Source organism: Nocardia sp. CA-290969 (genome assembly GCF_050936135.1).
In the GTDB taxonomy this organism is placed as follows: Bacteria; Actinomycetota; Actinomycetes; order Mycobacteriales; family Mycobacteriaceae; genus Nocardia.
The window spans coordinates 4,273,722-4,300,290 of sequence record NZ_JBNJNJ010000001.1 but is presented as its reverse complement, the minus strand read 5'-3'; the positions used below and the strand labels follow the sequence as shown (position 1 = coordinate 4,300,290).

General features: G+C 68.0%; 21 protein-coding genes and 1 rRNA gene. 14 read left to right on the top strand and 8 right to left on the bottom strand.

From position 1 onward, the window contains the following. Positions 1 to 434 precede the first annotated feature (434 nt). Genes argC through ACQEVO_RS19460 form a run of 6 tightly spaced genes read left to right on the top strand, consistent with a single transcriptional unit; the run spans position 435 to position 6,243 of the window. A complete protein-coding gene (gene argC, locus ACQEVO_RS19485) occupies positions 435 to 1,487 on the top strand; it encodes an N-acetyl-gamma-glutamyl-phosphate reductase (protein ID WP_432922823.1) in 1,053 nt (350 codons plus the stop codon). After that, on the top strand, positions 1,484 to 2,689 hold the full coding sequence (argJ, locus tag ACQEVO_RS19480) for a bifunctional glutamate N-acetyltransferase/amino-acid acetyltransferase ArgJ (RefSeq protein WP_432915233.1): 1,206 nt from the start codon (positions 1,484 to 1,486) through the stop codon (positions 2,687 to 2,689). Before argC ends, argJ begins: the two co-directional genes overlap by 4 nt. Then, a complete protein-coding gene (argB, locus tag ACQEVO_RS19475) occupies positions 2,686 to 3,600 on the top strand; it encodes an acetylglutamate kinase (protein ID WP_432915231.1) in 915 nt (304 codons plus the stop codon). The genes argJ and argB overlap by 4 nt, the downstream gene beginning before the upstream one ends. After that, positions 3,597 to 4,796 carry an acetylornithine transaminase gene (locus tag ACQEVO_RS19470; protein WP_432915229.1) on the top strand — a complete coding sequence of 400 codons (1,200 nt, stop codon included), beginning with the start codon at positions 3,597 to 3,599 and terminating at the stop codon, positions 4,794 to 4,796. The genes argB and ACQEVO_RS19470 overlap by 4 nt, the downstream gene beginning before the upstream one ends. Continuing rightward, complete coding sequence (argF, locus tag ACQEVO_RS19465) at positions 4,793 to 5,737, top strand: ornithine carbamoyltransferase (RefSeq protein WP_432915227.1); 945 nt, start codon at positions 4,793 to 4,795, stop codon at positions 5,735 to 5,737. The genes ACQEVO_RS19470 and argF overlap by 4 nt, the downstream gene beginning before the upstream one ends. Continuing rightward, positions 5,734 to 6,243 carry an arginine repressor gene (locus ACQEVO_RS19460; RefSeq protein ID WP_432915225.1) on the top strand — a complete coding sequence of 170 codons (510 nt, stop codon included), beginning with the start codon at positions 5,734 to 5,736 and terminating at the stop codon, positions 6,241 to 6,243. Before argF ends, ACQEVO_RS19460 begins: the two co-directional genes overlap by 4 nt. Positions 6,244 to 6,409: 166 nt before the next feature. Here the strand turns inward: ACQEVO_RS19460 and ACQEVO_RS19455 are convergent, their stop codons facing one another. Next, the gene (locus ACQEVO_RS19455) at positions 6,410 to 7,945 is read right to left on the bottom strand and encodes a protein kinase domain-containing protein (RefSeq protein WP_432915223.1); all 1,536 of its coding nucleotides are present in this window, start codon (positions 7,943 to 7,945) and stop codon (positions 6,410 to 6,412) included. Positions 7,946 to 8,075: 130 nt separating this feature from the next. After that, positions 8,076 to 8,219 carry a hypothetical protein gene (locus ACQEVO_RS19450; RefSeq protein WP_280398140.1) on the bottom strand — a complete coding sequence of 48 codons (144 nt, stop codon included), beginning with the start codon at positions 8,217 to 8,219 and terminating at the stop codon, positions 8,076 to 8,078. A gap of 300 nt (positions 8,220 to 8,519) precedes the next feature. On the opposite strand from ACQEVO_RS19450, the gene ACQEVO_RS19445 reads away from it, so the two are divergent. Both ACQEVO_RS19445 and argH read left to right on the top strand, forming a co-directional pair. After that, a complete protein-coding gene (locus ACQEVO_RS19445; RefSeq protein WP_432915220.1) occupies positions 8,520 to 9,722 on the top strand; it encodes an argininosuccinate synthase in 1,203 nt (400 codons plus the stop codon). Between the two features lie 212 nt (positions 9,723 to 9,934). Next, positions 9,935 to 11,344 (top strand): argininosuccinate lyase, encoded by a 1,410-nt coding sequence (gene argH, locus ACQEVO_RS19440; RefSeq protein WP_432915218.1) that lies wholly within the window; start codon positions 9,935 to 9,937, stop codon positions 11,342 to 11,344. A gap of 460 nt (positions 11,345 to 11,804) precedes the next feature. Here argH and idi read toward each other — a convergent pair whose 3' ends face one another. Continuing rightward, positions 11,805 to 12,383 carry an isopentenyl-diphosphate Delta-isomerase gene (gene idi / locus ACQEVO_RS19435; RefSeq protein WP_432915217.1) on the bottom strand — a complete coding sequence of 193 codons (579 nt, stop codon included), beginning with the start codon at positions 12,381 to 12,383 and terminating at the stop codon, positions 11,805 to 11,807. A gap of 164 nt (positions 12,384 to 12,547) precedes the next feature. Here idi and ACQEVO_RS19430 point away from each other — a divergent pair, with 164 nt between their 5' ends. Then, positions 12,548 to 15,490: an AMP-binding protein gene (locus ACQEVO_RS19430; RefSeq protein ID WP_432915215.1), complete on the top strand. Its 2,943-nt coding sequence runs from the start codon at positions 12,548 to 12,550 to the stop codon at positions 15,488 to 15,490. Positions 15,491 to 15,508: 18 nt separating this feature from the next. Here ACQEVO_RS19430 and rffA read toward each other — a convergent pair whose 3' ends face one another. Together rffA and ACQEVO_RS19420 are read right to left on the bottom strand one after the other, a co-directional pair. Then, a complete protein-coding gene (rffA, locus tag ACQEVO_RS19425) occupies positions 15,509 to 16,645 on the bottom strand; it encodes a dTDP-4-amino-4,6-dideoxygalactose transaminase (RefSeq protein WP_432915213.1) in 1,137 nt (378 codons plus the stop codon). A gap of 293 nt (positions 16,646 to 16,938) precedes the next feature. Continuing rightward, positions 16,939 to 17,952: a glycosyltransferase gene (locus ACQEVO_RS19420; protein WP_432915211.1), complete on the bottom strand. Its 1,014-nt coding sequence runs from the start codon at positions 17,950 to 17,952 to the stop codon at positions 16,939 to 16,941. Between the two features lie 791 nt (positions 17,953 to 18,743). On the opposite strand from ACQEVO_RS19420, the gene ACQEVO_RS19415 reads away from it, so the two are divergent. Together ACQEVO_RS19415 and ACQEVO_RS19410 are read left to right on the top strand one after the other, a co-directional pair. Beyond that, positions 18,744 to 19,622 carry a GtrA family protein gene (locus ACQEVO_RS19415; RefSeq protein WP_432915209.1) on the top strand — a complete coding sequence of 293 codons (879 nt, stop codon included), beginning with the start codon at positions 18,744 to 18,746 and terminating at the stop codon, positions 19,620 to 19,622. 47 nt (positions 19,623 to 19,669) lie between these two features. Further along, positions 19,670 to 19,900, top strand: a complete 231-nt coding sequence (locus ACQEVO_RS19410; protein ID WP_432915207.1) for a Trm112 family protein — start codon at positions 19,670 to 19,672, stop codon at positions 19,898 to 19,900. A 10-nt stretch (positions 19,901 to 19,910) separates the two neighbouring features. On the opposite strand, the gene ACQEVO_RS19405 is transcribed toward ACQEVO_RS19410, so the two are convergent. The 3 genes from ACQEVO_RS19405 to ACQEVO_RS19395 form a co-directional block, all read right to left on the bottom strand. Further along, positions 19,911 to 20,549: a TetR family transcriptional regulator gene (locus ACQEVO_RS19405; protein WP_432915206.1), complete on the bottom strand. Its 639-nt coding sequence runs from the start codon at positions 20,547 to 20,549 to the stop codon at positions 19,911 to 19,913. Continuing rightward, on the bottom strand, positions 20,546 to 21,298 hold the full coding sequence (locus tag ACQEVO_RS19400; protein WP_432922820.1) for an ABC transporter permease: 753 nt from the start codon (positions 21,296 to 21,298) through the stop codon (positions 20,546 to 20,548). The genes ACQEVO_RS19405 and ACQEVO_RS19400 overlap by 4 nt, the downstream gene beginning before the upstream one ends. A 98-nt stretch (positions 21,299 to 21,396) precedes the next feature. Then, the gene (locus ACQEVO_RS19395; RefSeq protein WP_432915204.1) at positions 21,397 to 22,134 is read right to left on the bottom strand and encodes an ABC transporter ATP-binding protein; all 738 of its coding nucleotides are present in this window, start codon (positions 22,132 to 22,134) and stop codon (positions 21,397 to 21,399) included. Between the two features lie 197 nt (positions 22,135 to 22,331). Between ACQEVO_RS19395 and ACQEVO_RS19390 the strand changes: the two genes are divergently transcribed. The 3 genes from ACQEVO_RS19390 to ACQEVO_RS19380 all read left to right on the top strand — a co-directional run bounded on the left by ACQEVO_RS19390 (position 22,332) and on the right by ACQEVO_RS19380 (position 26,367). After that, a complete protein-coding gene (locus tag ACQEVO_RS19390) occupies positions 22,332 to 22,952 on the top strand; it encodes a DNA-3-methyladenine glycosylase (RefSeq protein ID WP_432915202.1) in 621 nt (206 codons plus the stop codon). A 73-nt stretch (positions 22,953 to 23,025) separates the two neighbouring features. Further along, positions 23,026 to 24,318, top strand: coding sequence for a tyrosine--tRNA ligase (gene tyrS, locus ACQEVO_RS19385; protein WP_432915200.1), 1,293 nt, complete (start codon positions 23,026 to 23,028; stop codon positions 24,316 to 24,318). Between the two features lie 532 nt (positions 24,319 to 24,850). Next, positions 24,851 to 26,367, top strand: a 16S ribosomal RNA gene (locus ACQEVO_RS19380). Positions 26,368 to 26,569: the final 202 nt, after the last annotated feature.

The window sequence follows — 26,569 nt, the reverse complement described above, 5'->3', positions numbered from 1 at the left end:
TGGCGGTGAATCCCGTGAGATGGCGGGCGCGGGCCGCTACCCGGGCGAGGGTATCGCTCAGTTCGGCGTCGGTCGCGGTGGTCAGGTCGAGATCGAGCAGTGCATCGACGACGTGTTCCAATGCGCGGACCTGAGCGGAAAGCGCGCAATTCGAACACATGTTCTAACCTTAGCGCGTGGTGCGGGGAAGGTGCAGTGCGGATCGTCGATGCGTGGTGTGCGGTGGGACCGGCTGCGCCGTTCGAGTTCGAGGCCCGCGGTCGGCCGGGGGATGTCGACCGGTGAACGGCCGAGTGCCGATGTGCCGCGTGCCACGGAGCGCCGGGAGTGCGCCGCGGTGGGGATCGCACTGTGGATGATGGAGGGTGGTCGAACCCGTCGATGAATGAGCTTGCACGATCGTGCATAATCATCACATGGCTGATCACACGGATATGCCCGACCGGAACGCGCCCCTGCGGGTGGCCGTCGCCGGTGCCAGTGGTTACGCGGGCGGGGAAGTGCTGCGTCTGTTGCTGGGGCATCCGGAGTACCGAGCCGGGCGCCTCGAGATCGGGGCGCTCACCGCGGGGAACAACGCCGGTACCGCCCTGGGCGCGCTGCAGCCGCACCTGCTGCCGCTGGCCGACCGGATCCTGGCCCCGACCACCGCCGCGGAGCTGGCCGGGCACGATATCGTCTTCCTCGGGCTGCCGCACGGACAGTCGGCCGCCCTGGCCGCCGAGCTGCCCGAATCGACCGTGATCATCGACTGCGGCGCCGATTTCCGCCTCACCGATCCGGCCGCCTGGGACCGCTACTACGGCGGTCCGCACGCCGGCAGCTGGCCCTACGGGCTCCCGGAACTGCCCGGCGCCCGCGAAGTGCTGCGTGGCGCCACCCGGATCGCTGTCCCCGGCTGCTACCCGACTGTCGCCAGCCTCGCGCTGGCGCCCGCGGTGGCGGCGGGCATCGTCGATCCGGCGGTGAACGTCGTGGCCGTCAGCGGGACCTCCGGCGCGGGCCGCAAACTCGATGTGGGCCTGCTCGGCTCCGAGGTCATGGGGTCGGCCCGGGCCTACGGGGTGGCCGGTGCGCACCGGCATACGCCGGAGATCGCGCAGAACCTGAGCGCCGTCGCGGGGGCCCCGGTACGGGTGTCGTTCACACCGGTTCTCGCCCCCATGCCGCGCGGCATCCTGGCCACCTGCACCGCCCCGGTCCGGGTGGACGCCGCGCAGGCACGCGCGGTCTACGAGAAGGCCTACGCCGACGAACCCTTCGTGCACCTGCTGCCCGAAGGAGTGCTGCCGCAGACCGGCGCCGTGCTCGGCGCGAATACGGTCACCCTGCAGGTGACCGTCGACCCCGACGCCGGCCAGCTGGTGGTGATCGGCGCGGTCGACAATCTGACCAAGGGCACCGCGGGCGCCGCGGTGCAGTCCATGAATCTCGCGCTCGGCCTCGACGAGACCGCCGGGCTGTCCACCGTAGGAGTGGCTCCGTGACCACCGATGCCAATCTCGTCCACAACCAGGGTGTCACCGCGCCGCTCGGTTTCCGGGCGGCCGGGATCGCCGCGGGCCTCAAGGCCAGCGGAAAACCCGACCTCGCCCTCGTCTTCAACGAGGGCCCCGACTACGCCGCCGCCGGGGTGTTCACCAGCAACAAGGTGAAGGCCGCCCCTGTGCTGTGGTCGCAGCAGGTGCTGAAATCCGGCCGGCTGCGCGCGGTGATCCTGAACTCCGGCGGCGCCAACGCCTGCACCGGACCCCTGGGCTTCCAGGACACCCATCGCACCGCCGAGGAACTCGCCACCACCCTGAGCAACTGGGGTACCGAAACCGGTGCGGGCGAGATCGCCGTCTGCTCCACCGGCCTGATCGGTGACCGGCTGCCGATGGACAAACTGATCCCGGCGGTCACCGAGATCGTGCGCGAAATGGGCGGCGGGATCAACGGCGGCACCGACGCCGCGCACGCCATCATGACCACCGACACCGTGCCGAAGGAAGCCTCGCTGCACCACCCCGGCAAATGGAACGTGGGCGGTATGGCCAAGGGGGCGGGGATGATGGCGCCGTCCCTGGCGACGATGCTGGTGGTGCTCACCACCGATGCGGTCGCCACCGCCGAACAGCTCGACAGTGCCCTGCGCAAGGCCACCCGGCTCACGTTCGACCGGCTCGACGTGGACGGTTCGATGTCCACCAACGACACCGTCCTGCTGCTCGCCAACGGCGCCAGTGAGGTCGCACCGAGCCAGGAGGAACTGGACGCCGCGGTGCTGGCGGTCTGCGACGATCTGGCCGGTCAGCTGATGGCCGACGCGGAAGGCGTCACCAAACGGGTGCTGGTCACCGTGCAGGGCGCGCACAGCGAGGACGACGCACTCACCGCGGCCCGCATCATCGCGCGGGACAGCCTGGTCAAGACCGCGCTGTTCGGTTCCGACCCGAACTGGGGCCGGGTGCTGGCCGCAGTCGGCACCGCCCCCATCGAACTGGATCCCGATCTGATCTCGGTGTCGTTCAACGGCTTCCCGGTCTGTATCGACGGCACCGGCGCCCCGGGCGCCCGTGACGTCGACCTGTCCGGCGCCGATATCTCGGTGGTGGTCGATCTGCGGCTCGGTGACGGAACCGCCACCGTCCGCACCACCGACCTGTCCCACGGTTACGTCGAAGAGAACTCGGCCTACAGCTCATGACCGAAGCCCTCCACGATCTGTCCGCGCTGGACAAAGCGCATATCCTGGCCGGCGCCCTGCCGTGGTTGCAGAAGTTCCGCGACAAGATCGTCGTCGTCAAATACGGCGGCAACGCCATGATCGACGACGATCTCAAACGCGCCTTCGCCGCCGATATGGCCTTCCTGCGCACCGTCGGCGTACACCCGGTGGTGGTACACGGTGGCGGCCCGCAGATCTCGGCGATGCTGAAACGGCTGGGCCTGGCCGGGGAGTTCCGCGGCGGTTTCCGCGTCACCACACCCGAGGTGATGGAGGTGGTGCGGATGGTGTTGTTCGGTCAGGTCGGGCGGGAACTGGTCGGGCTGATCAACGCGCACGGACCGTACGCGGTCGGTATCTCGGGTGAGGATGCCCGCCTGTTCACCGCGACCCGCCGCACCGTCGATATCGACGGTGCGGCCACCGATATCGGCCTGGTCGGCGATGTCACCGATGTGCATCCCGGCGCTGTACTGGATCTGATCGGTGCGGGCCGGATCCCGGTGGTCTCGACCATCGCCCCCGACGCCGACGGCGTGGTGCACAACATCAATGCCGATACCGCGGCCGCCGCGCTGGCCGAGGGGATCGGCGCGGAGAAACTGGTTGTCCTCACCGATGTCGAAGGTCTCTACACCGATTGGCCGGACCGGTCGTCGCTGACCAGCGTGATCGACACCGACGCGCTGGCCGCGCTGCTGCCGGCGCTGGACGCGGGGATGGTCCCCAAGATGGAGGCGTGCCTGCGCGCGGTGCGCGGTGGGGTGCCGAGCGCCCATGTCATCGACGGCCGCGTAGCCCATTCGGTATTGCTGGAACTGTTCACCGGGGAGGGTATCGGCACCATGGTCACACCGGCGGCGGACGAGGAAAACGGAGCCAGAGCATGAACACTGCGCAACTGCGGCAACGGTGGTCGAATGTGATGATGCGCAACTACGCCACCCCGGAGGTCGTACTGACCCGGGGCAACGGCGCGGTGGTGTACGACGCGGACGGCAACCGCTACCTCGATTTCGTGGGCGGGATCGCGGTCAACAGTCTCGGCCACGCCCACCAGGCGATTCTGAGCGCGGTCATGGATCAGCTCGGAACCCTGGGGCACGTCTCCAACCTGTACGGCAGCGAGCCGGTGATCGAGCTGGCCGAATCGCTGCTCGCGCATTTCGGGGACGGCGGCGGCCGCGCGTTCTTCTGCAATTCCGGCACCGAGGCCAACGAGGCGGCGTTCAAACTGGCCCGGCTCACCGGCCGGCGCAAGATCATCGCCTGCGACGAGGCGTTTCACGGCCGGACCATGGGCGCGCTCGCGCTCACCGGTCAGCCGTCGAAGCGTGCACCGTTCGAGCCGATGCCGCCCGGCGTCGTGCACATCCCTTACGGCGACGCGGGAATCCTGGAGCGTGCGGTGGATTCCGATACCGCCGCGGTGTTCCTCGAGCCGATCCTCGGCGAGAGCGGTGTGGTGGTCCCGCCGATGGACTACCTGGCGCGGGCCCGCGAGATCACGGCCCGGCACGGTGCGCTGCTCATCCTGGACGAAGTGCAGACCGGTATCGGGCGGACCGGGAAAATGTACGCGCATCAGGCTTTCGGGATCACTCCGGATGTGATGACCCTGGCCAAAGGGCTGGGCGCGGGACTGCCCATCGGCGCCGTCCTCGCCACCGGGGATGCCGCCGAGCTGTTCACCCCCGGCCTGCACGGCACCACCTTCGGCGGTAACCCGGTCAGTGCCGCCGCGGCGCTGGCGGTGCTGCGCACCATCGCCGAGGACGGCCTGCTGGAACATGTCGAATCGGTCGGCAAACGGCTCAGCGACGGTATCGCGGTGCTGGAACATCCGCTGATCGCCGAGGTCCGCGGCGCCGGACTGCTCATCGGTATCGGCCTCACCCATCCGGTCGCCCCGCGGGTGGAGGCGCGCGCCCGCGCCGCCGGATATCTGGTGAACCCGGCCAAACCCGATGTCATCCGGTTGGCACCGCCGCTGGTGCTCACCGAAACCCAGGCCGACAACCTGGTGCTGGATCTGCCGGTGATCCTCGACGAGGTACTGGCCGAGACGAAAGGGGGCCCGGCATGAGCGCCGTCCGGCACTTTCTGCGCGACGACGATCTGGCACCCGCCGAACAGGCCGAGGTGCTGGCGCTGGCCGCCGAACTCAAGAAGAACCCGTTCGCCCGCCGGCCGCTGGAGGGCCCGCGCGGGGTCGGGGTGATCTTCGACAAGAACTCCACCCGCACCCGGTTCTCCTTCGAACTCGGTATCGCCCAGCTCGGCGGGCACGCGGTGGTGGTCGACGGGCAGAACACCCAGCTCGGCCGCGACGAGACCCTCGCCGATACCGGCCGGGTGCTCTCCCGCTACGTCGACGCCATCGTCTGGCGCACCTTCGGCCAGCGGCGCCTGGAGGAAATGGCCGGCGCGGCCACCGTTCCCGTGGTGAACGCGCTGTCCGACGATTTCCACCCGTGCCAGGTGCTGGCGGATCTGCAGACGATCACCGAACACAAGGGTGATCCGAAGGGCCTGGTGCTGTCCTATTTCGGTGACGGCGCCAACAATATGGCGCATTCGCTGCTGCTCGGTGGCGTGACCGCCGGTATGCACGTGCGGATCGCGGCCCCCTCGGGGTTCCAGCCGGCGTCGGCGGTACTCACTGCGGCGCGCGCTCGTGCCGCGGAAACCGGTGGCAGCGTCACCGTCACCGACGACCCCTACACCGCGGCGGACAAGGCCGATGTCCTGGTCACCGATACCTGGACGTCGATGGGGCAGGAAAGCGACGGCCTGGACCGGGTGGCACCGTTCCGCCCGTACCAGGTGAACGCCGGACTGCTCGCCTACGCCGACGCGGGCGCCGTCGTGCTGCACTGCCTGCCCGCGCATCGCGGTGAGGAGATCACCGACGAGGTGCTCGACGGAAAGCAGAGCGTGGTGTGGGACGAGGCCGAGAACCGCCTGCACGCGCAGAAGGCGCTGCTGGTCTGGCTGCTGGAACACGAGGGCACACACCGACGATGAGTGAGGCCCGAACGCATTCCACCGGCCCTATCACGGCCGCCACCCGGGCGGGCCGGCAGTCGCGGATCATCGCGCTGCTGGCCGCCCACCCGGTGCGCAGCCAGACCGAACTGGCCAACCTGCTGGCGGCCGAGGGTATCGAAACCACTCAGGCCACCCTCTCGCGCGACCTCGACGAACTCGGCGCGGTCAAACTCCGCGCCGCCGACGGTGGGGCCGGTGTCTATGTGGTCCCCGAGGACGGCAGCCCGGTCCGCGGTGTCACCGGCGGCACCGGCCGGCTCGCGAAACTCCTGGGTGATCTGCTGGTCTCCACCGATTCCAGCGGCAATATCGCGGTCCTGCGCACCCCGCCCGGCGCCGCCCACTTCCTGGCCAGCGCCCTCGATCGTGCGTCCCTGCCCTACATCGTCGGCACCATCGCCGGCGACGACACCATCGCTGTGATCGCCCGCGAACCCCTCACCGGAGCCGAACTCGCCGCGAAAATCGAAAACCTGGCGTGACCAGGTAATTCGCCGGTAGGCCGTGGCGACACCTGTCCCGTCGGCCGGTACGGTCATCGGGCGAATCGCCGATTCGACGCGTGCTGTGCAGCCCGGAGTAGTCCGCCGCCGCCGCGTGCGCAGCGGTGCGGTGGCGCGCTGATCCAACGGCTCGCCGGTGCCGCTCCTACCACCCGCGTGGCGTATTCCGATGCGCGGTCCGGTAGGCGATCCAGCGGGCGGTGGACCTGTGGGCGGCGCACACCAGGCCGGCCGCCGAAGCGCAGAGCACGATCGCCGCGGTGCCCTGCGCGGCGGCCAGGAAACGCTCGGGAATCACGACGTACGGCGAGGCCGCCATGCCCAGCACACCGATTATCGTGCCCAGTCCCGAACACCCAATGGTCAGCATCCGCCCGAGGTGTCGTGCCGCCAGCAGGAGTAGCCAGGCGCTGTTCCACAGGAGCACGAGCACCCCACCGATCAGGAGTACCACGGCGTAAGCGGCGACGTGCGGGCTGCCCGCAGCGACCGCCCGGAGGGCCGCCGCGAGTGCGATCAGGAACCCCGCTGTCCCGAACAACGCGCAGATCAGCGTGACGATCACCGCCGTCAGAGCCGTGGTCCGGGACGGCCTCGTTTCGAACCGTTCTGCCGGCCGGCGTGCCCCTCCGGCGTATGGCCTCGGGTAGGGGTGCGGCGTGGCAACCGGGCCCGGTGGTGTCCACACCGGTGGAGCCGGCTGCCGCTCGGGCGTCCACACCGGGGAAACCTGCCGGTGCTCGGGTATCGGGGCGGCTGATACCGGCTGCTCGTGTGGCGCGCTGTGCACCGCGGTCGTTGCCGAGCGGGCCGACCCCGCGATATGCAGGCCCTCGAGGGCGCCGAGCGCCGCGGCGGTGAATTCGCTGCACGACGCGAACCGGTCATCGCGCTGCTTGGCCATGGCTCGGTCCAGCACGGCATCCATTGCCGGCGGCAGATCCGGGCGGGTGGCGGTGAGCCGGGGCACCGGCTGGGACAAATGCCCCATGATCACCTGGCCCGGGTTCGTAGCGGTGTACGGCGGCTGCCCGGTGAGGATCGCGAACAGCGTGCACGCCAGCGAATACTGATCGGAGCGGTGGTCCACGGCCTGCCCGGACAGCTGTTCCGGCGACCCGTAGGAGAGGGTCGCGGTGAAAGTGCCCGTGGCGGTGACCTTCGTACTGGCCGGGTCGGTGAGGCGGGCGATCCCGAAGTCGGTCAGTATCGCGTGCGATTCCCGGAACGCGTCCGAGGCGGCGATCAGGATGTTGGCCGGTTTCACATCGCGGTGCAGGACGCCCTGACTGTGCGCGTAGTCCAGCGCCGAGGCGGTCTCACCGACCAGTCGCACCACCGTGGCCGCCGGATATGCCCGGGGATCCAGCGAGGCCGCGTCGGAACCGCGGACATATTGCATCGCGATCCACAGATGTCCGTCGTCGGCGCCGCGATCGAGCACGCCGATGATGCCGGGGTGTTCGAGGCGGGCGATGACATCGGCCTCGCGTTCGAAGCGGCGGACCAGCTCGGTATCGGTGGAGACTTCGTGGTCGAGAAGTTTGAGCGCGACACTGCGCGGCAGTCGCGGATGACGGGCGAGATAGACGGTCCCCATTCCGCCCCGGCCCAGGACGCCTTCGATCCGGTACCCGGCGAAGGCCGCACCCACCCCCAGCACTGCCGCTCCCTCCGTCACGTTCGGACGCCGTGACGGTACCGCACTTTCCGGGCAGGGTCCTGTGGGCCCGGTGGCGCACTCTATCGGCGAAGGTGGCGTCTCGCCGCCGGTCCTCCGAGGTCACCGGGCTTACGGTGACGAAGGGCGATCAGGTGTTCACCAGCTCCTGCAGGAACGGGGTGGCGAATTCGATGCCCATCACGCCGAGCGAGAGGGCGGCATTGCCCAGGGTGATGACGATGAAGCCGATCGTCTCGTAGTTGTCCTGCGCCCATTGCTGGAGTGTCTGCACGATCTTCTCCTCCCTTGCCGTTGCGCTTCGGGATGTGACCAGCGTCTCACGACTGGCGCGGGCGGCCAAGGGGTCGTTATCGAGCTGGGTGGCCGGTTGTGGTGATATCGACGCAGGTAACGCCCGGTGCGACCCCCGGTTATGAATGAGATTGCACCATCGTGCATAATCATTTGCAACGGCGGCGCGAGCCGGACCGGCAACGGGCCAGCATACTGACGGCCGACGGTCACCGGATCCCGCGGAGACCGCACACCTGAAACACAGCAGACCTACGCATATCCGAGGGAGCACCAGAACATGTCCGATCGCGTCGTACTCGCCTACTCCGGTGGGCTGGACACCTCCGTCGCCATCAGCTGGATCGGCAAGGAGACCGGCGCCGAGGTCGTGGCCGTCGCCATCGACCTGGGGCAGGGCGGCGAGGATATGAACGTGGTGCGGCAGCGCGCCCTGGACTGCGGTGCCGTGGAAGCGGTGGTCATCGACGCGCGCGACGAATTCGCCGACGAATACTGCCTGCCCACCATCCAGGCCAACGCCCTCTACCAGGACGAGTACCCGCTGGTATCGGCGATCAGCCGCCCGCTGATCGTCAAGCATCTGGTCGAGGCCGCGAAGTTCCACGGCGCCTCCACCGTCGCCCACGGTTGCACCGGTAAGGGCAACGACCAGGTCCGGTTCGAGGTCGGCATCGGCGCCCTGGCACCCGACCTGAACGTGATCGCCCCGGTCCGTGACTACGCGTGGACCCGGGAGAAGGCCATCGCCTTCGCCGAGGAGAACAAGCTCCCGATCAATGTCACCAAGAAATCGCCGTTCTCCATCGACCAGAACGTCTGGGGCCGGGCTGTGGAGACCGGGTTCCTCGAGGATCTGTGGAACGCGCCCACCAAGGACGTCTACGACTACACCACCGACCCGACCGTCAACTTCGAGGCGCCCGACGAACTCATCGTCACCTTCGACCGCGGTGTCCCGGTGGCCATCGACGGCCGCCAGGTGAGCGTGCTGGAGGCGATCGTCGAGCTGAACAAGCGGGCGGGCCGCCAGGGCGTCGGCCGGCTGGACATGGTCGAGGACCGGCTCGTCGGAATCAAGAGCCGCGAGATCTACGAGGCGCCCGGCGCCATCGCGCTGATCACCGCGCACCGTGCCCTGGAAAGCGTCACCCTCGAGCGGGAACTGGGCCGGTACAAGCGGCAGGTGGAACAGCGCTGGGGCGAGCTGGCCTACGACGGTCTGTGGTTCTCCCCGCTCAAGCGCGCCCTCGACGCGTTCGTCGCCGAAACCCAGCAGCACGTCAGCGGTGATATCCGGATGGTGCTGCACGGCGGCAACGTGGTGGTCAACGGCCGCCGCAGCGACCAGTCGCTCTACGATTTCAACCTGGCCACCTACGACGAGGGCGATACCTTCGACCAGTCGCTGGCGAAGGGCTTCGTGCAGATCCACGGCCTGTCTTCGAAGGTCGCCGCAAAGCGCGACCTGAACCAGAAGTAGAAAACCCCGATGCCCGGTCGCCCGCAACGGCGGCCGGGCAGGCCGCAGTGGGCCGGGGCGTGCGGCCCTCGACGGCAGAACAGCGACCAGCTGGTAGGTCGCACAATGTTGCGTAGTCGCGGCTGAAGCGGACGGGCGCGGCGAGTAGCGGCGCACAGACCCAATACCGGCCGAGTGAACCGGCCGGTATATCGAGACGTGGAGAGGCGACAGTGGGCACCAACGAGGGCGCGTTGTGGGGCGGGCGATTCGCATCCGGGCCCGCCGAGGCGATGGCGGCGCTGAGCAAATCGACCCAGTTCGACTGGGTGCTGGCGCCCTACGATATCCGCGCGTCCAAGGCGCATGCCCGGGTGCTGAACAAAGCCGGGCTGCTGTCGGATACGGATCTGACGGCCATGTTGGCGGGCCTGGACCGCTTGGCCGCGGACGTCGAATCGGGTGCGTTCGCCGCGGCCGAATCGGACGAAGATGTCCACGGTGCGCTCGAACGCGGACTGATCGAGCGGGTCGGGACCGAACTCGGCGGCCGGCTGCGGGCCGGCCGTTCGCGTAACGACCAGGTCGCCACGCTGTTCCGGATGTGGCTGCGCGACGCGGTCCGGCGCATCGCGGCCGGTCTGATCACCGTGGTGGATGCACTGACCGAGCAGGCCGCCGCCCATCCGGACGCGGTGATGCCCGGCAAAACGCATCTGCAGGCCGCGCAACCCGTGCTCCTGGCCCATCATCTCCTCGCGCATGCCCACCCGCTGCTGCGCGATATCGACCGGCTGCGTGATTTCGACAAACGTGCGGCGATCTCGCCGTACGGTTCGGGCGCCCTGGCCGGTTCCTCGCTCGGTCTCGACCCCGAAGCGATCGCCGCGGACCTGGATTTCACCGCTGCCGCCGCCAATTCCATCGATGCCACGTCGTCCCGCGATTTCGCGGCCGAAGCGGCGTTCGTGCTGGCGATGATCGGTGTCGACCTGAGCCGGATGGCCGAGGAGGTCATTCTCTGGAGCACTCCGGAGTTCGGGTACATCACGCTGGCCGACGCCTGGTCGACCGGATCGTCGATCATGCCGCAGAAGAAGAACCCGGACGTCTCGGAACTGACCCGCGGCAAGGCCGGCCGGCTGATCGGCAACCTCACAGGACTGCTCGCCACCCTCAAGGCACAGCCGCTGGCCTACAACCGTGACCTGCAAGAGGACAAAGAGCCGCTGTTCGATTCGGTGGCCCAGCTGGAACTGCTGCTGCCAGCGATCGCCGGTTTGATCGCCACCCTCACCTTCCACACCGATCGCATGGCCGAACTCGCGCCCGCCGGCTTCACCCTCGCGACCGATATCGCGGAGTGGATGGTCCGGCGGGGTGTGCCGTTCCGGGTCGCGCACGAGGCCGCCGGCGCCTGTGTTCGTACTGCCGAGGCGCGCGGGGTCGGGCTCGACGAGCTGACCGACGCGGAATTCACGGGTATCGATCCCGCTCTCACCCCCGAGGTCCGCGAGGTCCTGACAGTGGCGGGTTCGGTGGCCTCACGCAATGCCCGCGGCGGCACGGCGGGGGAGCGGGTGCGCGAACAACTCGCCGAGGTCCGGCAGGCCGCCGCCGAGATCCGCGCCTGGCTCGGCTGAGCCTCCGCGCCCGGCCGGGCCGAGCCGGAGATGGTGACCCGGTCGCCCGTCCGGAGCCGCGAACACCCGGCGCCGGACGACGAGCGGGTCTGGACCGAACGTTCTGCGCACCCGCCTACTGAAGAGGGTCTCGGAGTTGTGGGCGGCCCGAACCATGTTGTACCCGGACTTTGACGTGGCGCCCGCTTTAATGTGCCCATACGTAAATATGCGCATCCAAATATTTATCGTCACAGGCGGAGTAAGCAAAGAAAAGCTCGGGAGCCGCGGCGACGACCTCGGGTGAACCTCGCGCCCAGGGTTCCAGCTCGACGATCTGCGCCTGCGGCACTCACAGGTCGCCCTTTACCCGGTGCGTACTACGCTCGCCGTTCGTCGGCTCCGCGTACGGCAATGCGGAGATCGCCACCGGCGCCGCAGTCGAAGCGCCGCGGCCCGGCCGGGCCCGGCTATGAGGAGCTCAGGAAGCCGGCTGCTGTGTGGTGGCGACCTCGAGTACGCCCGCGAACCACGGACTGAACTCGTCCGGTTTCTCCTGTAGCCGCAGGCGCAGCTCTTCCGGCCGCATCCAGCGGTAGGCGGCGACCTCGGCGGGGTCGGGTTCCGGGTTGCCGTCGTCCAGCGATCCCACCAATACGTGGTCCCATTCGTGTTCGACATACCCGGTGCGCGGATCCTCGGCGCGGTACCGGTAGACCCCGACTTCGGTGAGGCTGACCCGCAAGCCCATCTCCTCGGCCAACCGGATACTCGCGGCTTCGGTGACCGGCTGTCCCGGCGCCGGATGACCGCAGCAGGTGTTCGACCATCGCGCGGGAAACCGCGTCTTACCGGCCGCGCGCTGTTGTAGCAACGTCTGCCCGGCGCTGTCGAAGATCAGGACCGAGAAGGCCCGATGCGGGGCGCCCGGGGCCCGGTGCGCGTCGGCGACCGCACACGAACCGACAGTGTTGCCGGCCGCGTCCACCAATTCCACGGGCAGCGACTCCCGGTCGGGGGCGGGGCGCCCGGGCCTGGGCATACGGGTCGGATCGGTCACGATCACCACCCTATCGGCGCGGGCGTGCGGTTCCGCCGAGGTGACGGGTACATGATGTAGATGTCACAACGGGCGAACAGCCCGGCGTGCGATATGGCAGGGTTTGGTGCATACCTCGTGGTTTGTGAGGTAGACCACGCCACGGGTAGGGCTGGGAGTGGAACGTGAAGTTGAGTGTGCGAGGTTTGGTGGGTTCGGCGCAGCGGGTGCTGGCCACCGCGCAGAACGGTCTGGAAGTCATCCGCTTCGGCGGGCTCGGCCGCGATACCGACTCCTCGCCGTTCGATATCGCCGAGCGCCGGCCCATGTACCGGCTGCGGCACTACTTCGCCGCCGAGACCACGGGCGGTCCGGTGGCCCTGCTCGTACCGCCGCTGATGGTGAGCGCCGATATCTGGGACGTCAACGGTGACGACGGTGCCGTGGGGATGCTGCACCGCGCCGGAATAGATTGCTGGGTGGTCGATTTCGGTTCCCCGTCGTCGGAAGAAGGTGGCTGGCAGCGGGATCTGGCCGATCATGTGCTGGCCGTGCACAGCGCCATCGACACCGTCTGCGCGGAAACCGGCCGCACCGTGCATCTCATGGGGTATTCGCAGGGCGGGATGTTCGCCTACCAAGCCGCCGCGTTCCGCTCGGGTAAGGGAATCGCGAGCATCGTGACCTTCGGCAGCCCGGTCGATATCGTCGCCGGGATGCCGCTCGGGCTACCGCATGCCGCGGTCACCGATCTCGTGGATTTCGCCGCCGATCACGTGGTGCCCCGGCTGCCGATCACCGACCGGATGGTACGGATCGGATTCCAGATGCTGGACCCGGTGAAAACCGCGAAGGCCCGGATCGACTTCCTGCGCCAGCTGCACGATCGGGAGGCGCTGCTACCGAAGGAACGCCAGCGGCGGTTCCTGAGCAACGAGGGCTGGGTCGGTTACGCCGGGCCCGCCGCCGCGGACCTGCTGAAACAGTTCGTCGTCCACAACCGGATGATGCTCGGTGGCTTCGTCATCCGCGATCAGCCGATCTCGCTGGCCGATCTGAAATGCCCCATCCTGGCGTTCCTCGGTGAGGTCGACGAAATCGGCCAGCCGGCCGCCGTCCGCGGCATCGTCCGTGCCGCGCCACGGGCGGAAGTGTATGAATCATCCGTGGTCTCAGGGCATTTCGGTTTGGTTGCCGGTTCGGTGGCGACCCGCTGCACCTGGCCGCGGGTGCGCGACTGGGTGGGCTGGGTCGAAAGCGGCAACCCGCTGCCCGAGGAGATCGTGCCCATGGCCGATCAGCCCCCCGCGGACGCCCCGCGGACGGCGCTGCTGCGGGCCGTGCACACCGCCACGGCGCTGGCCGAGGCGGGCGCGGATGTCGGCCGGGCGCTGGAACATGTGGCCGCCAGTACCCTGCGCGGCTCGGTCGGGGTGGTCGAGGGCGCGGCCCGCACCCTGCCCCGGCTGACCCGCCTCGGCATGATCCAATCCGGCACCCGCATCTCCATCGGCCGGCTCATGGCCGAACAGGCACGGCGGGCACCGAACGGTGAATGCTTCCTGTTCGACGACCGAGTGCATACCAACGCGGCGGTCGACGCCCGGATCGAGAACGTGGTCCGCGGCCTGATCTCGGTCGGGATCCGCCCGGCCACCCGGGTCGGCGTGGTGATGGAGACCCGCCCCAGTGCCCTGGTGACCCTCGCCGCCCTGTCCCGGATCGGCGCGGTCGCGGTGCTGCTCGCACCGGACAGCGATCTGACCAGCGCGCTGGAACAGACCGGCACGATGATCCTGGTATCCGACCCGGAGAACGTGCGCCATGCCGTCGCGACCGGGGCCCGGGTACTCGTACTCGGTGGTGGCGATTCCCGCGGCCTCGCCGTTCCCGACGGCACCGACCTCGTGGACCTGGAACAGATCGACCCGCAGCGGGTGCGGCTGCCCGGCTGGTACCGGCCGAATCCCGGCCGGGCCCGCGAACTGGCCTTCATCCTGGTGTCGGGTGCCGCCGACCGGCTGGACATCAAATACATCACCAACCATCGCTGGGCGCTCTCCGCTTTCGGGACGGCGTCGGCGGCCGACCTGGACCACAAGGACACGGTGTACTGCCTGGCCCCGCTGCATCATTCGTCCGGCCTGCTGGTGAGCCTCGGCGGCGCCATCGCCGGCGGCAGCCGGATCGCATTGGCCCGGTCGCTGGATCCGGCACGGTTCGCCGAGGAAGTGCACCGGTACGGGGTCACGGTCGTGACCTACACCTGGACGATGCTGCGCGATATCCTCGACGCCGAGGTCTTCCCGGCCGGATATCCGCATCCGATCCGGCTGTTCATCGGTTCCGGGATGCCCGCCGGATTGTGGCGGCGCACGATGGAACAGTTCGCCCCCGCCCGGGTCCTCGAGTTCTATGCCTCCATCGAGGGCGATGTGGTGCTGGCGAATGTGCCCGGCGTGAAATTCGGCTGCAAGGGCCGCCCGGTACCGGGCACGGCCCGCGTCGAACTGGTGGCGTTCGATCCGGTGTCCGGGCAGGTCATGGTCGACGACAACGGGTACGCCCGGCGGTGCGCGGACAACGAGGTCGGGCTGCTGATCGGTTCGGCGAGTGCCGGGGTCGATCTGTCGCGCGGCGGATTGCGCGGTGTGTTCGAACCGGAGGATTCCTGGCTGCCCACCGAGAACCTGTTCCGCCGTGACAGCGAGGGCGATTATTGGCTGGTCGACCGGATCGATACCGTGATCCGCACCCGCCGGGGCCCGGTGTTCACCCAGCCCGTCGTCGATGTGCTCAACGATATCGCCGCGGTCGATATGGAGGTCGCGTACGCCCTGCCCACCCGGGACCGCATCCTGGCCGTCGCGGCGGTGAGCGTACGCCCCGGTTTCGAACTCACCGCCGATGATGTGACCGAGGCGCTGCGGTCGCTGCCGCCCGGGCAGCGCCCGGATCTGGTCTACGTGGTCGACGATATTCCGCGCAGCCCGTCGTTCCGTCCGTCGGCGCATGCGGTGCGGGAAACACACACGCCCCGGCCCGGGCCCCGAACCTGGTGGTACAACCCGGATACCGAGACCTACGAGGTTCTCACCGACGGCGGGTCGCTGGGCCTGCTCACCTGAGCACCCGGCACTGGGTGTTCAGCAGCGGAATTCGGTGACCGCCTCGAGGACCCGGTCGAGCTGGCCGCGGGTGAGTGTGGGCCACAGCGGGAGTCGTACGATCGTCGCCGCGAAATCGGCGCTGCGGGTGCACGGAACCGGCGTACGACCGTATTTGAGTCCCGCGGCACTGGAATCCAGCGGTACGTAGTGGAACGGTGCCACGATGCCACGCGCGGCGAGATGCCGGATGAATTCGTCGCGGGTCTCCTCGGCGGGCATGCGCAGATAGAACAGATGCGCGGTGTGCCGGCGATCCGGCGGAACAGTCATCGGCACAACGCCCTGACCCGCCGCCCACGCCGCCAGCCCGGCCGCGTAGGTATGCCACACCCGGTGCCTGGCCCGCTGGATCGTATGGAATTCGGCGAGTTGCGCATCGAGTACCGCGGCGTTCAGCTCGCTGGGCAGATAGCTGGACCCGATGTCCTGCCAGGAGTACTTGTCCACCTGACCGCGCAGGAATCGCGCCCGGTCGGTGCCCTTCTCGCGGATGATCTCCGCACGGCCCATCAGGATGTCGTCGGAAAGCAGCAGGGCGCCGCCCTCGCCGCAGTGCACGTTCTTGGTGTCGTGGAAACTCTGCGTCCCCAGTGTGCCGAGAGTCCCCAACGCCCGCCCACGCCAGGAACCGCCCAAGCCGTGCGCGTTGTCCTCGACGATGGCCAGGCCGTGGCCGCGCGCCAGCTTTCCGAGTGCGTCCATATCCGCCGCGACCCCGCCGTAGTGCAGCACCACGATCGCCTTTGTGTGATCGGTGATCGCTGCCGCGGCTGCCGCCGGGTCGATATTGCCGGTCTCGCCGTCGATATCGACGAAAACGCAGGTTGCGCCGTGCACCGCGAAGGCGGCGGCGGTGGAGGTGAAGGCGAAACTGGGCACGATCACCTCGTCACCGGGACCCAGTTCGAGCAGGAGCGCCGCCAGTTCCAGCGCATGTGTGCACGAGGTGGTGAGCAGCACATGCGGAGCGCCGGTGATCTCGGCGAGTTTCGCGGTCGCGGCCGCGGTGAACGGGCCGTCCCCGTGGCAGTGGTCGGATTCCAGGACAGCGGTCACATTGGCCAGTTCCCGGGCCGCCCGGTATGGCCGGCTGAAAATGATCCTTTCGCCCACCGCTTCGTTGTCGCGGATGGGTGGATGCCCGGCATGTTCGTGCCGTGCGGCCGCCGCTGATTCCGACTCGCGTCCGCTGCGTCCATTGCCGATGAGCGCGGACCCTGTGCGACGCGGCGCCGCCCTCTCCGGGCCTGACCCGCTCACGCTGGGTCCGTCGGGGATGATCGGGGGCTTTCTGTGTTTGTGCTGTGCTGCTACCTCCGGGCCCGACCCGTTCATGCTCTGCCTGTCGGGGATGGGCGGGGGCCCTGCGTGGTGACGCTGCGCTGCCGCCTCCGGGCCTGACCCGCTCATCCCGCGGCCAACTCGGTGCGGGGCCGGGCACGGGGATGGGCGGGCTCGGCCGGTGGCCGGGGGGTGGGCGATTCGATGGTGAGATACAGCGGTTTACCCACCAGGATGTGCAGCACCACGCCGAGGTATTCGGCGATGAGGCCGAGCGAGAACAGCAGCGCTCCCGAGCACAGCAGGAGCACGACGATAATCGACGCCCAGCCCTCGGGGTTGTTGTCCCCGCTGGTCAACGCGGTATAGATGATCACCCCGGCCAGGATCGTGCCGGCCAGCGCGAGCGTGACACCCAGCAGGCTCACCACCCGCAGCCCGCGAGTCCCGGTGCACAGCACCATTTTCCAGAACAGCGAGAACAGTCGCCGGTAGTTGTAGCCCGATTCGGGGCGTCCCTCGCTGCGTAACCGCACCGGTGCGCTCGCCGTCCGGCCGACCACCCAGGTCAGCGCGACATCGAGATAGGCGCCGTTGGCGGCGACCTCGGCGAGGCGGCGTCCGATATCGCCGCGGATCAGCCGGAAACTCTCGAACCGGGTGGACGCGGGAAACGCGAACAGCGTGGCGAGGACGAGTTTCGCTCCCCGCGAGGTGATATTGCGCAGCGGCCCGTGCGGGCGAGTGTTGGTGGGACGCGAATACACCAGGTCGGCGCGGTCCCGGTAGGCGGTATCGAGGAATTCGGCGATACACGCCGGGTCGTGCTGACCGTCCTCGTCCATGGTGACGATCCAGCCACCCCGCGCCGCGGCCATACCGGCGATCGTGGCGGCGTCCTGACCGTAGTTGCGGCTCAACCAGATCACCCGGACCAGCGGATTCTCCCGGGCCAGGCGCTGGAGCACCAGATCGGAACGGTCCGGGCCGCAATCGTGCACCAGAACGATTTCGGTGACGCGGAACCGGAGCCCGCCCGGTGTCGTGGTGCTCGTGGCGAGTCCGGACAATTCCCGGACCAACGCGGAGACGGTCTCCTCACCGCGGTAGACCGGGACCACCACCGAAACCCCGCACACTCCGGGCGAATCGGTGTCCGGTCCCGGGCCGACGGCGGCCGAACCGGGTCGTAAGGAACTGGGGGAGGGAAGGGCCGCGGAGCCGGCTGTCGTACGGCGGCGGGTATCCGGACCGGAAACGGAGCTGGGCGAAAACGGCATTGGCGAGATCGACTTTCGACGGAGGATAACGCGTGCCGGGTCTCGATGACGCTGGTGAGCCCGAGAAATGCGAACTCTAGCAGGTGCAGTGGGCACCGCGCGGGTAGATTCGGTATGCGTCGTTACGGTCGTTCACCGTCCCGGGCGCGGTAGGGTCTGGAACCCATGGCGTATGTCCGAGCCGATGATCGCCGGGTTGCGCTCCGGCGGGGCCCGGTGTGCGCGGCGGGGGTCCTCGCCGCCTCCCAGGTGATGCGGTCGGCGAATTCCCGGCATTCCGGTACCGGCGACACCGGCTCCGGGTGGGCGGTAGACGGGCGATACCGGTGGGACGGAAGGTTTCCGGTGCCGATATCCGGGCGCCCACAGGCCGGCAGTTGCGCGATCGGCGAGACCGGACTGCTCGCCCCGGCACAGCGGCCGATCGACCTGGCGGCGAACAGTTTCGCGGTAGGTGATACCCGATCAGGCACCCGCGTCGCCGAACTCGAACGCACCCGGGTTGCGCCGGGCCGGAAAACCGGCCTTGCCTCCGCATCCGCCGCACGGGCCGGGCTTGCCCCGGTCGGCACGGGCGCGTCGCGGCGGGCGCCACACACACGGACATCGACACAAGGCATCGCGACACCGGATCGGGTGGAGGCGCGGCCATGACGAGTGAAACCACGGGCTCTCCGGACACCGCGCCGGTCCAGGTCACGGACGGGACCCGGGCCGCCCCCGGACACCGTGAGCAGGGGCATCGAGAACCCGACCGCCCGCCCGCGGGCACCCGGAAACCGGGCCGTATCGGCTTCGATCCGGTTCCGTCCGCCGATACTGCGGGGCATCGGGAACCCGGCCGAGCGTCCGACGGCACCCGCGCACCCGGCCGTTTCGGCCTTGATCCGATTCCGTCTGCCGGTGTTCCAGGGCACCGGGAACCGGACCGGCCGCCGGACGGCACCCGGAAACCGAGCTGTCTCGACGTTGATCCGGTTCCGCTTGTCGACGACCCCCGGCGCCGGACAACCGGTCCGCGTGCCCGGCGCTTTCGACTGCCTTCCGGCCATCGGGATCCGGTCGTCGGATCGGACTCCCGGACAGGCGGATGCCGCGCTGCCGAGGCGCCCCCGGCGGGCTCCGGCTTCCTGCTGCGGCTGGTCCGCCGGCAGGAAGCCGCGTTCGCGATCGTCGGTGCCGTCAACACCGTGATGGGCATCGGGCTCACCGTCGCCTGGCTCACTGTCCTGGGCGATTCGGTGCCACCCTCGGCCGGGGTCGCCGCCGCCTACCTGACCGGTATCGGTATCGCGTTCGTCCTGCACCGCCGGCTGGTGTTCCGAGTCCGTGGGCGGATCGTCCGCGATTTCCTCGGGTTCGCCGCCGTGAACTGCGGAGGTTTGATCGCCAACGCCCTGCTGCTCGAAGTCGCCGTCAGCCTGTTCGGTTTCCCGCGCGCGCCGTCCGCGGTGATGGTCATGGGGGCGGTCGCCGCCGGTACCTTCTTCGGCCACCGGTACATCTCGTTCCGCCGGCCCGCGGTGTGATCGGAGCCCGGCGGCATCGGTTCCGGGTCCGGGTACGCTTCACTCCCATGTCGGAGCAAACCATTCTCGACCCCATGCTGCTGAGCCTGCTGGCCTGCCCGCAGGACAAGGGGCAACTGCACCTGGTCCGCACCGGCGACGGCGCGGACGTGCTGTACAACCCGCGGTTGCGCGTGGCGTACCCGATCGACAACGGGATCCCGGTGCTGCTCGCCGATGAGGCCCGCGCGGTCGACGAGGCCGAGCATGCCGATTTCGCGGGACAGTTCGGCGAGTAGCACCGGCCGTTCAGGGCTCGCGGGGTTCCGGCGGGCCCGCCCCGATATCCCCGGTGAGATAGCGCTGCAAGGTCGGCCCCACCGCGGCCACCACCTGATCCAGTGACATCTCGGTAACCGGCTGCAGGTTCACGATCTTGCGGGTCACCACCACCCCCACCATCTGCGATGCGGCAAGTGCCACCCGTGCGCGGCCGTCGTCGGATTCGGTGGCGATCCGCCGCCGGACCCGCTCCAGTACCACCGACAGCAGAAAATCACGCACCAGCGAGACATCACCACCGGCGACCAGGCTGCGTACCAAGGCCACCGCGCCGGCGCCGACGGGGGAGTCCCACAGCCCCACCACGGTGCGCACGATGGTTTCACCCAACCGGTCCAGCGGTACCGCGTCGACCTGCGCGAGCACGACCTCCGGATCGATCGGCAGCTGCACCACCGCGGCGAACAAACGCTGTTTTGTACCGAAGTAGTGGTGCACCAGCGCGGGATCCACTCCGGCGTCCGCCGCCACCGCCCGGATCGACGTTTTGTCGAACCCGGCCTGCGCGAACCGCACCCGGGCGGCCGTGAGTATCGCGTCCCGGGTACCGGAGGACCCCGGACGCCGTCCGGAGCGGGCGCGTCGTGCGTCGTCCGCGGTGCTCACGCGGTCCGGCGGCGCAGGGTCGCCGCGCCCAGGCCCAGGGCCACCGCCGCGAACGCGGCGACGATCGCCAGATCCCGCCACATCAGCCCGGTGGGTTCGCTGTGTACCGAGACCTCGTGCAGCGCGTCCACCGCATAACTCAGCGGCAGCACATTGCTGATCACCTCCAGCCAGTCGGGCAGTTGCTGCCGCGGCACCAGCAGCCCGCACAGGAAGATCTGTGGTGCCGCCACCACCGGCATGAACTGCACCGCCTGGAACTCGGTTCGCGCGAACGCACTGCACAGCAGCCCCAGCGCGACCCCCAGCACCGCGTCGACCATGGCGATGAGGACTACCCACCCGGGACTGCCGGCCGCATCCAGGTCCAGCAGGCCGAACGAGACCAGGCAGGCCACCGCAGCCTGCGCGGCGGCGGCGAGGGAGAACGCGGTGCCGTATCCGCCGAGCAGATCGAGTTTGCTCAGGGGCGTGGTGAGCAGCCGTTCGAGCGTCCCGGAGGTGCGTTCGCGCTGCATGGCGATCGCCGTGATCAGGAACATCACGATGAACGGCAGGATCCCGAGCATGCTGATCCCGACCCGGTCGAACACTGTCACCGGCTGTTGCGGTGCGGCCGGAACATCCTGGTAGATGAAGTACAGCAGCGTCATCAGCAGCGCCGGGACCACCAGGATCATGGCGATGGTGCGGTGATCGTTGCGCAGCTGCCGCAGAATCCGGGTGGTGGTCGCCAGATAGGCCCCCAGGGGCCGGGGCCCCGAGGGACGTTGCAGAAGCTGTGCCGCCGGCCCGGGGTGGCCCGGGGCCGCGGTGGCCGGCCTGGTTTGCCGGTCGCTGGTGTTGCTCACGCCGCCTCCTCTGTTCCCGAGGTGATGAGTGCGAGAAAGGCCTGTTCGAGGTTCTGCTCGCCGGTACGTTCGCGCAGTTCGTCAGGGCTCAGCTGGGCCAGCAGCCGGCCCTCGCGCATGAGCAGCAGCCGATCGCAGTGTTCGGCCTCGTCCATCACATGGCTGGACACCACGAGAGTTGTCCCGCCGGCGGCCAGTTCCCGGAACTGTTTCCACAGTTCGACCCGCAGCACCGGGTCGAGCCCGACGGTCGGCTCGTCCAATACCAGCAGTTCCGGTGCGGCGACCAGCGCGCAGGCCAGGGACGCCCGGGTACGCTGCCCACCCGACAGCTCGTCACCGCGCTGATTCCGATGGTCGAGCAGACCGACGGCCTCGAGCGCGCGCTCGACGCCCTCGTGATCCGCGCCGTAGAGCGCGGCGAAGTAGGCGACATTGTCGCGGACGCTGATATCGGCGTAGATGCTCGGTGCCTGCGTCACATACCCGATCCGCCGCCGCAGCCGGGCACTGCCGCCCGGCAACCCGAGCGCGGTGATCTCCCCGGCGGCCACGATCTGGGTGCCCACGATGCTGCGCATGAGGGTGGTCTTCCCGCACCCCGAAGGGCCCAGCAGCCCGGTGATCGATCCCTGCGGGATGGTGAGCGAAATATCGTGCAGCACTTCCCGTTTACCGCGACGCACGGTGAGGCCGCGTACCTCCACAGCGTCCGGTGTGCCGGTTTCGGACATGGAACCGCCCTATTCATCCGGTGTTGAATTCATTACCTGTTGAATTCTTCGCCGCGACGAGGCGCACCGCAAGACCCCCGGGGAGAAAACTCGTCAACAGGGGCGGCCGTGCACGGCCCACTGGTCCCGCGCCAGGTATGAGCGGGTGAAATCCGCCCCCGGTGCACATACCTCGAGCCGATTGCGACAATCCACGGGTGAGTGCCGAGGAACTGGCTGTTGATCCACTGACCGCCGCCCAGCGCCTGCTCGGCGCGACCCTGTGGTCGGGCCCGGTGGCCGCCTACATAGTCGAAGTCGAGGCCTACGGTGGTGACCCTGCCGGCCCCTGGCACGATCCGGCCGCCCACTCCGGCCGTGGCCGCACACCGCGCAACGCCGCCATGTTCGGACCGCCCGGCCGGCTCTACGTGTATCGCAGCTACGGCATGCACACCTGCGCCAACGTGATCAGCGGCCCGGACGGTGTGGCGTCCGGAGTGCTACTGCGGTCCGCGGAGATCACCGCCGGCCACGACGTCGCGCGCGCTCGCCGCCCGGCCGCCCGGGGCGACGACGACCTGGCGCGCGGCCCGGGCAACCTGGGTAGTGCCCTAGGTATCCGGATGGACGACTACGGCACCGACCTGTTCGATCGCCGTTCCGGAATCCGGCTGGAACTCGGGGCGCCCGCCGATCCCTCCCGGATCGCGGCGGGGCCACGCGTAGGAGTGAGCGAGGAGGCCGATCGCCCATGGCGGCTCTGGCTCCGCGACTCCCGTGCCGTGTCGGCCTACCGCCGTAGTCCGCGGGCGCCGCGGGTAGAGGAGTCGGCCTGACCGGCATTGCCGGTCGGCCCGGCCCACGCGCCTGATCGCACCGCCCGCAATCGGCTTGCGGTGGTACGCGAAGATGAAACCCGTGAGCAGCGACATCATCGACGAACTGACCTGGCGCGGTCTCATCGCGCAGTCCACCGACCTCGACGCGCTGCGGCAGGCGCTGGCCGCCGGCCCGCGCACTCTCTATGCGGGCTTCGACCCGACCGCGGCCAGTTTGCACGCCGGGCACCTGGTGCCGCTGCTGGCCCTCACCCGATTCCAGCGCGCCGGCCACCGGCCGATCGTCCTCGCCGGTGGCGCGACCGGGCTGATCGGTGACCCCCGCGACGTCGGCGAGCGCACGATGAACTCGGCCGATACCGTCGCCGCATGGGCCGAGCGGATCCGCTCCCAGCTGGAGCGGTTCGTAGCCCTGGACGATTCGCCGACCGGCGCGCTCATCGTGAACAACATGGACTGGACCGGTGAGCTGAGTGCCGTCGACTTCCTCCGCGATATCGGCAAGCACTTCTCGGTGAACGTGATGCTCGCCCGGGACACCGTCAAACGGCGGCTGGAGGGTGAGGGCATCTCCTACACGGAGTTCAGCTACATGCTGCTGCAGGCAAACGACTACCTGCAGTTGCGCCGCACCCACGGCTGCGTCCTGCAGGTCGGAGGTTCGGACCAGTGGGGCAACATCATCGCCGGCGTCGAGTTGAACCGCCGCGTCGACGGCGCCGCGGTCCACGCATTGACCGTCCCGCTGGTGACCTCCGCCGACGGTAAGAAGTTCGGTAAATCCACCGGCGGCGGCAGCCTCTGGCTCGATCCGGAACTCACCAGTCCGTACGCCTGGTACCAGTACTTCGTGAACACCGCCGACGCCGATGTCGTCCGCTACATGCGCTGGTTCACCTTCCTGGACCGCGACGAACTGGCGGAACTGGAAGTGGCGACCGCGGAACGTCCGCATGCCCGGGAAGCGCAGCGCCGGCTCGCCGCCGAGATGACCACGCTCGTACACGGTGAGCAGAACACCCGGGCCGTGCAACTCGCCAGTCAGGCGCTGTTCGGTCGCGCCGAACTCCGGGACCTCGACGAACCGACCCTCGCTGCCGCATTGCGCGAAGCCGCCGGCGAGGGCGAGGTCGCGGCCGTGGTGCCCGGTCAGGACACGATTGTGGACCTGCTCGTGGCGGCGGGCCTGTGCGAAAGCCGCGGCGCCGCCCGGCGGACGGTCAACGAAGGCGGCGCATCGGTGAACAACGAGCGGATCAAGGATCTGGATTGGATCCCGGAAACCGGCGATTACCTGCACGGTAAGTGGTTGGTGCTGCGCCGCGGGAAGCGCAACTTCGCGGGTGTCCGGCGGGGCGCCTGAAATTGATCTTGGTGGGCTGGGTCACAAATACCCGGCCCGGCCCACCGGATCGCCCTCCGGCAAGCCTCTGACCAGCGCGAATATGGGTAGGAAGTGGCGATTTGACGTAGCGTTCTCCGCCGCGTAACTTATTCAACGTCAGAGCGACACGGACACCGACCAGGGGCCCGGGAGCGAGGCGGAAACGCCGAGCCGGAGGGACCAGGGACAACGAGGTTGTACGATGAGCGCCTGATGAGACCGGCCGAAGAGCGGAGTTTGACTCTGAGCCACTGGACGGTTAAGCTAGAAAACCTGCCCCAACGAAGAACTGGTTAGCCAGTCTCCGAGTTGTGTGCGTGTGTTCTTTGAGAACTCAATAGTGTGTTGATGAATGTCAGTGCCAAATATTTAATTTGGTTTCGGTTCTTCATACCCCCGTGTGGAGGGCCGAACATTTAAGTCAGCTAAATTCCAGCTGGCGATTGTTTTGCTAGGTTTTCGGACTCTAGTTTGTACTTTTGATTGCGCCTTCGGGTGTGATTGTGAGTCTTCAACGGAGAGTTTGATCCTGGCTCAGGACGAACGCTGGCGGCGTGCTTAACACATGCAAGTCGAGCGGTAAGGCCCTTCGGGGTACACGAGCGGCGAACGGGTGAGTAACACGTGGGTGATCTGCCTTGCACTCTGGGATAAGCCTGGGAAACTGGGTCTAATACCGGATATGACCTGCAGTTGCATGACTGTGGGTGGAAAGATTTATCGGTGCAAGATGAGCCCGCGGCCTATCAGCTTGTTGGTGGGGTAATGGCCTACCAAGGCGACGACGGGTAGCCGGCCTGAGAGGGCGACCGGCCACACTGGGACTGAGACACGGCCCAGACTCCTACGGGAGGCAGCAGTGGGGAATATTGCACAATGGGCGGAAGCCTGATGCAGCGACGCCGCGTGAGGGATGACGGCCTTCGGGTTGTAAACCTCTTTCGACTCCGACGAAGCGAAAGTGACGGTAGGAGTATAAGAAGCACCGGCCAACTACGTGCCAGCAGCCGCGGTAATACGTAGGGTGCGAGCGTTGTCCGGAATTACTGGGCGTAAAGAGCTTGTAGGCGGCTTGTCGCGTCGATCGTGAAAACTCGGGGCTCAACCCCGAGCTTGCGGTCGATACGGGCAGGCTTGAGTACTTCAGGGGAGACTGGAATTCCTGGTGTAGCGGTGAAATGCGCAGATATCAGGAGGAACACCGGTGGCGAAGGCGGGTCTCTGGGAAGTAACTGACGCTGAGAAGCGAAAGCGTGGGTAGCGAACAGGATTAGATACCCTGGTAGTCCACGCCGTAAACGGTGGGTACTAGGTGTGGGTTTCCTTCCACGGGATCCGTGCCGTAGCTAACGCATTAAGTACCCCGCCTGGGGAGTACGGCCGCAAGGCTAAAACTCAAAGGAATTGACGGGGGCCCGCACAAGCGGCGGAGCATGTGGATTAATTCGATGCAACGCGAAGAACCTTACCTGGGTTTGACATACACCGGAAACCTGCAGAGATGTAGGCCCCCTTGTGGTCGGTGTACAGGTGGTGCATGGCTGTCGTCAGCTCGTGTCGTGAGATGTTGGGTTAAGTCCCGCAACGAGCGCAACCCTTATCTTATGTTGCCAGCGCGTAATGGCGGGGACTCGTGAGAGACTGCCGGGGTCAACTCGGAGGAAGGTGGGGACGACGTCAAGTCATCATGCCCCTTATGTCCAGGGCTTCACACATGCTACAATGGCCGGTACAGAGGGCTGCGATACCGTGAGGTGGAGCGAATCCCTTAAAGCCGGTCTCAGTTCGGATCGGGGTCTGCAACTCGACCCCGTGAAGTTGGAGTCGCTAGTAATCGCAGATCAGCAACGCTGCGGTGAATACGTTCCCGGGCCTTGTACACACCGCCCGTCACGTCATGAAAGTCGGTAACACCCGAAGCCGGTGGCCTAACCCTTGTGGAGGGAGCCGTCGAAGGTGGGATCGGCGATTGGGACGAAGTCGTAACAAGGTAGCCGTACCGGAAGGTGCGGCTGGATCACCTCCTTTCTAAGGAGCATTCTCCACGCCGGCTCGAAGAGTCGAGATCCGGTTGTGGCAGAGGCCGTTCATGTCCCCGACTGTGGGACTGCGGTTGCTCATGGGTGGAACGCTGACAATCTCCATCACAAACGGCTGAGACTCTGTTCTCGGTGCTGGTGGATATATCAACACACTGTTGGGTCCTGAAAGAACAGACGTTCTTTCCAGG

Bases quoted from the DNA above. Each gene is read 5' to 3' on its own strand.
- ACQEVO_RS19460 (WP_432915225.1), top strand. From the start codon at position 5,734: ATGAGTGAGGCCCGAACGCATTCCACCGGCCCTATCACGGCCGCCACC.
- ACQEVO_RS19395 (WP_432915204.1), bottom strand. From the start codon at position 22,134: ATGTCCGAAACCGGCACACCGGACGCTGTGGAGGTACGCGGCCTCACC.
- argB (WP_432915231.1), top strand. From the start codon at position 2,686: ATGACCGAAGCCCTCCACGATCTGTCCGCGCTGGACAAAGCGCATATC.
- ACQEVO_RS19470 (WP_432915229.1), top strand. From the start codon at position 3,597: ATGAACACTGCGCAACTGCGGCAACGGTGGTCGAATGTGATGATGCGC.
- ACQEVO_RS19415 (WP_432915209.1), top strand. From the start codon at position 18,744: ATGACGAGTGAAACCACGGGCTCTCCGGACACCGCGCCGGTCCAGGTC.
- ACQEVO_RS19445 (WP_432915220.1), top strand. From the start codon at position 8,520: ATGTCCGATCGCGTCGTACTCGCCTACTCCGGTGGGCTGGACACCTCC.
- argF (WP_432915227.1), top strand. From the start codon at position 4,793: ATGAGCGCCGTCCGGCACTTTCTGCGCGACGACGATCTGGCACCCGCC.
- argC (WP_432922823.1), top strand. From the start codon at position 435: ATGCCCGACCGGAACGCGCCCCTGCGGGTGGCCGTCGCCGGTGCCAGT.
- tyrS (WP_432915200.1), top strand. From the start codon at position 23,026: ATGAAACCCGTGAGCAGCGACATCATCGACGAACTGACCTGGCGCGGT.
- ACQEVO_RS19410 (WP_432915207.1), top strand. From the start codon at position 19,670: ATGTCGGAGCAAACCATTCTCGACCCCATGCTGCTGAGCCTGCTGGCC.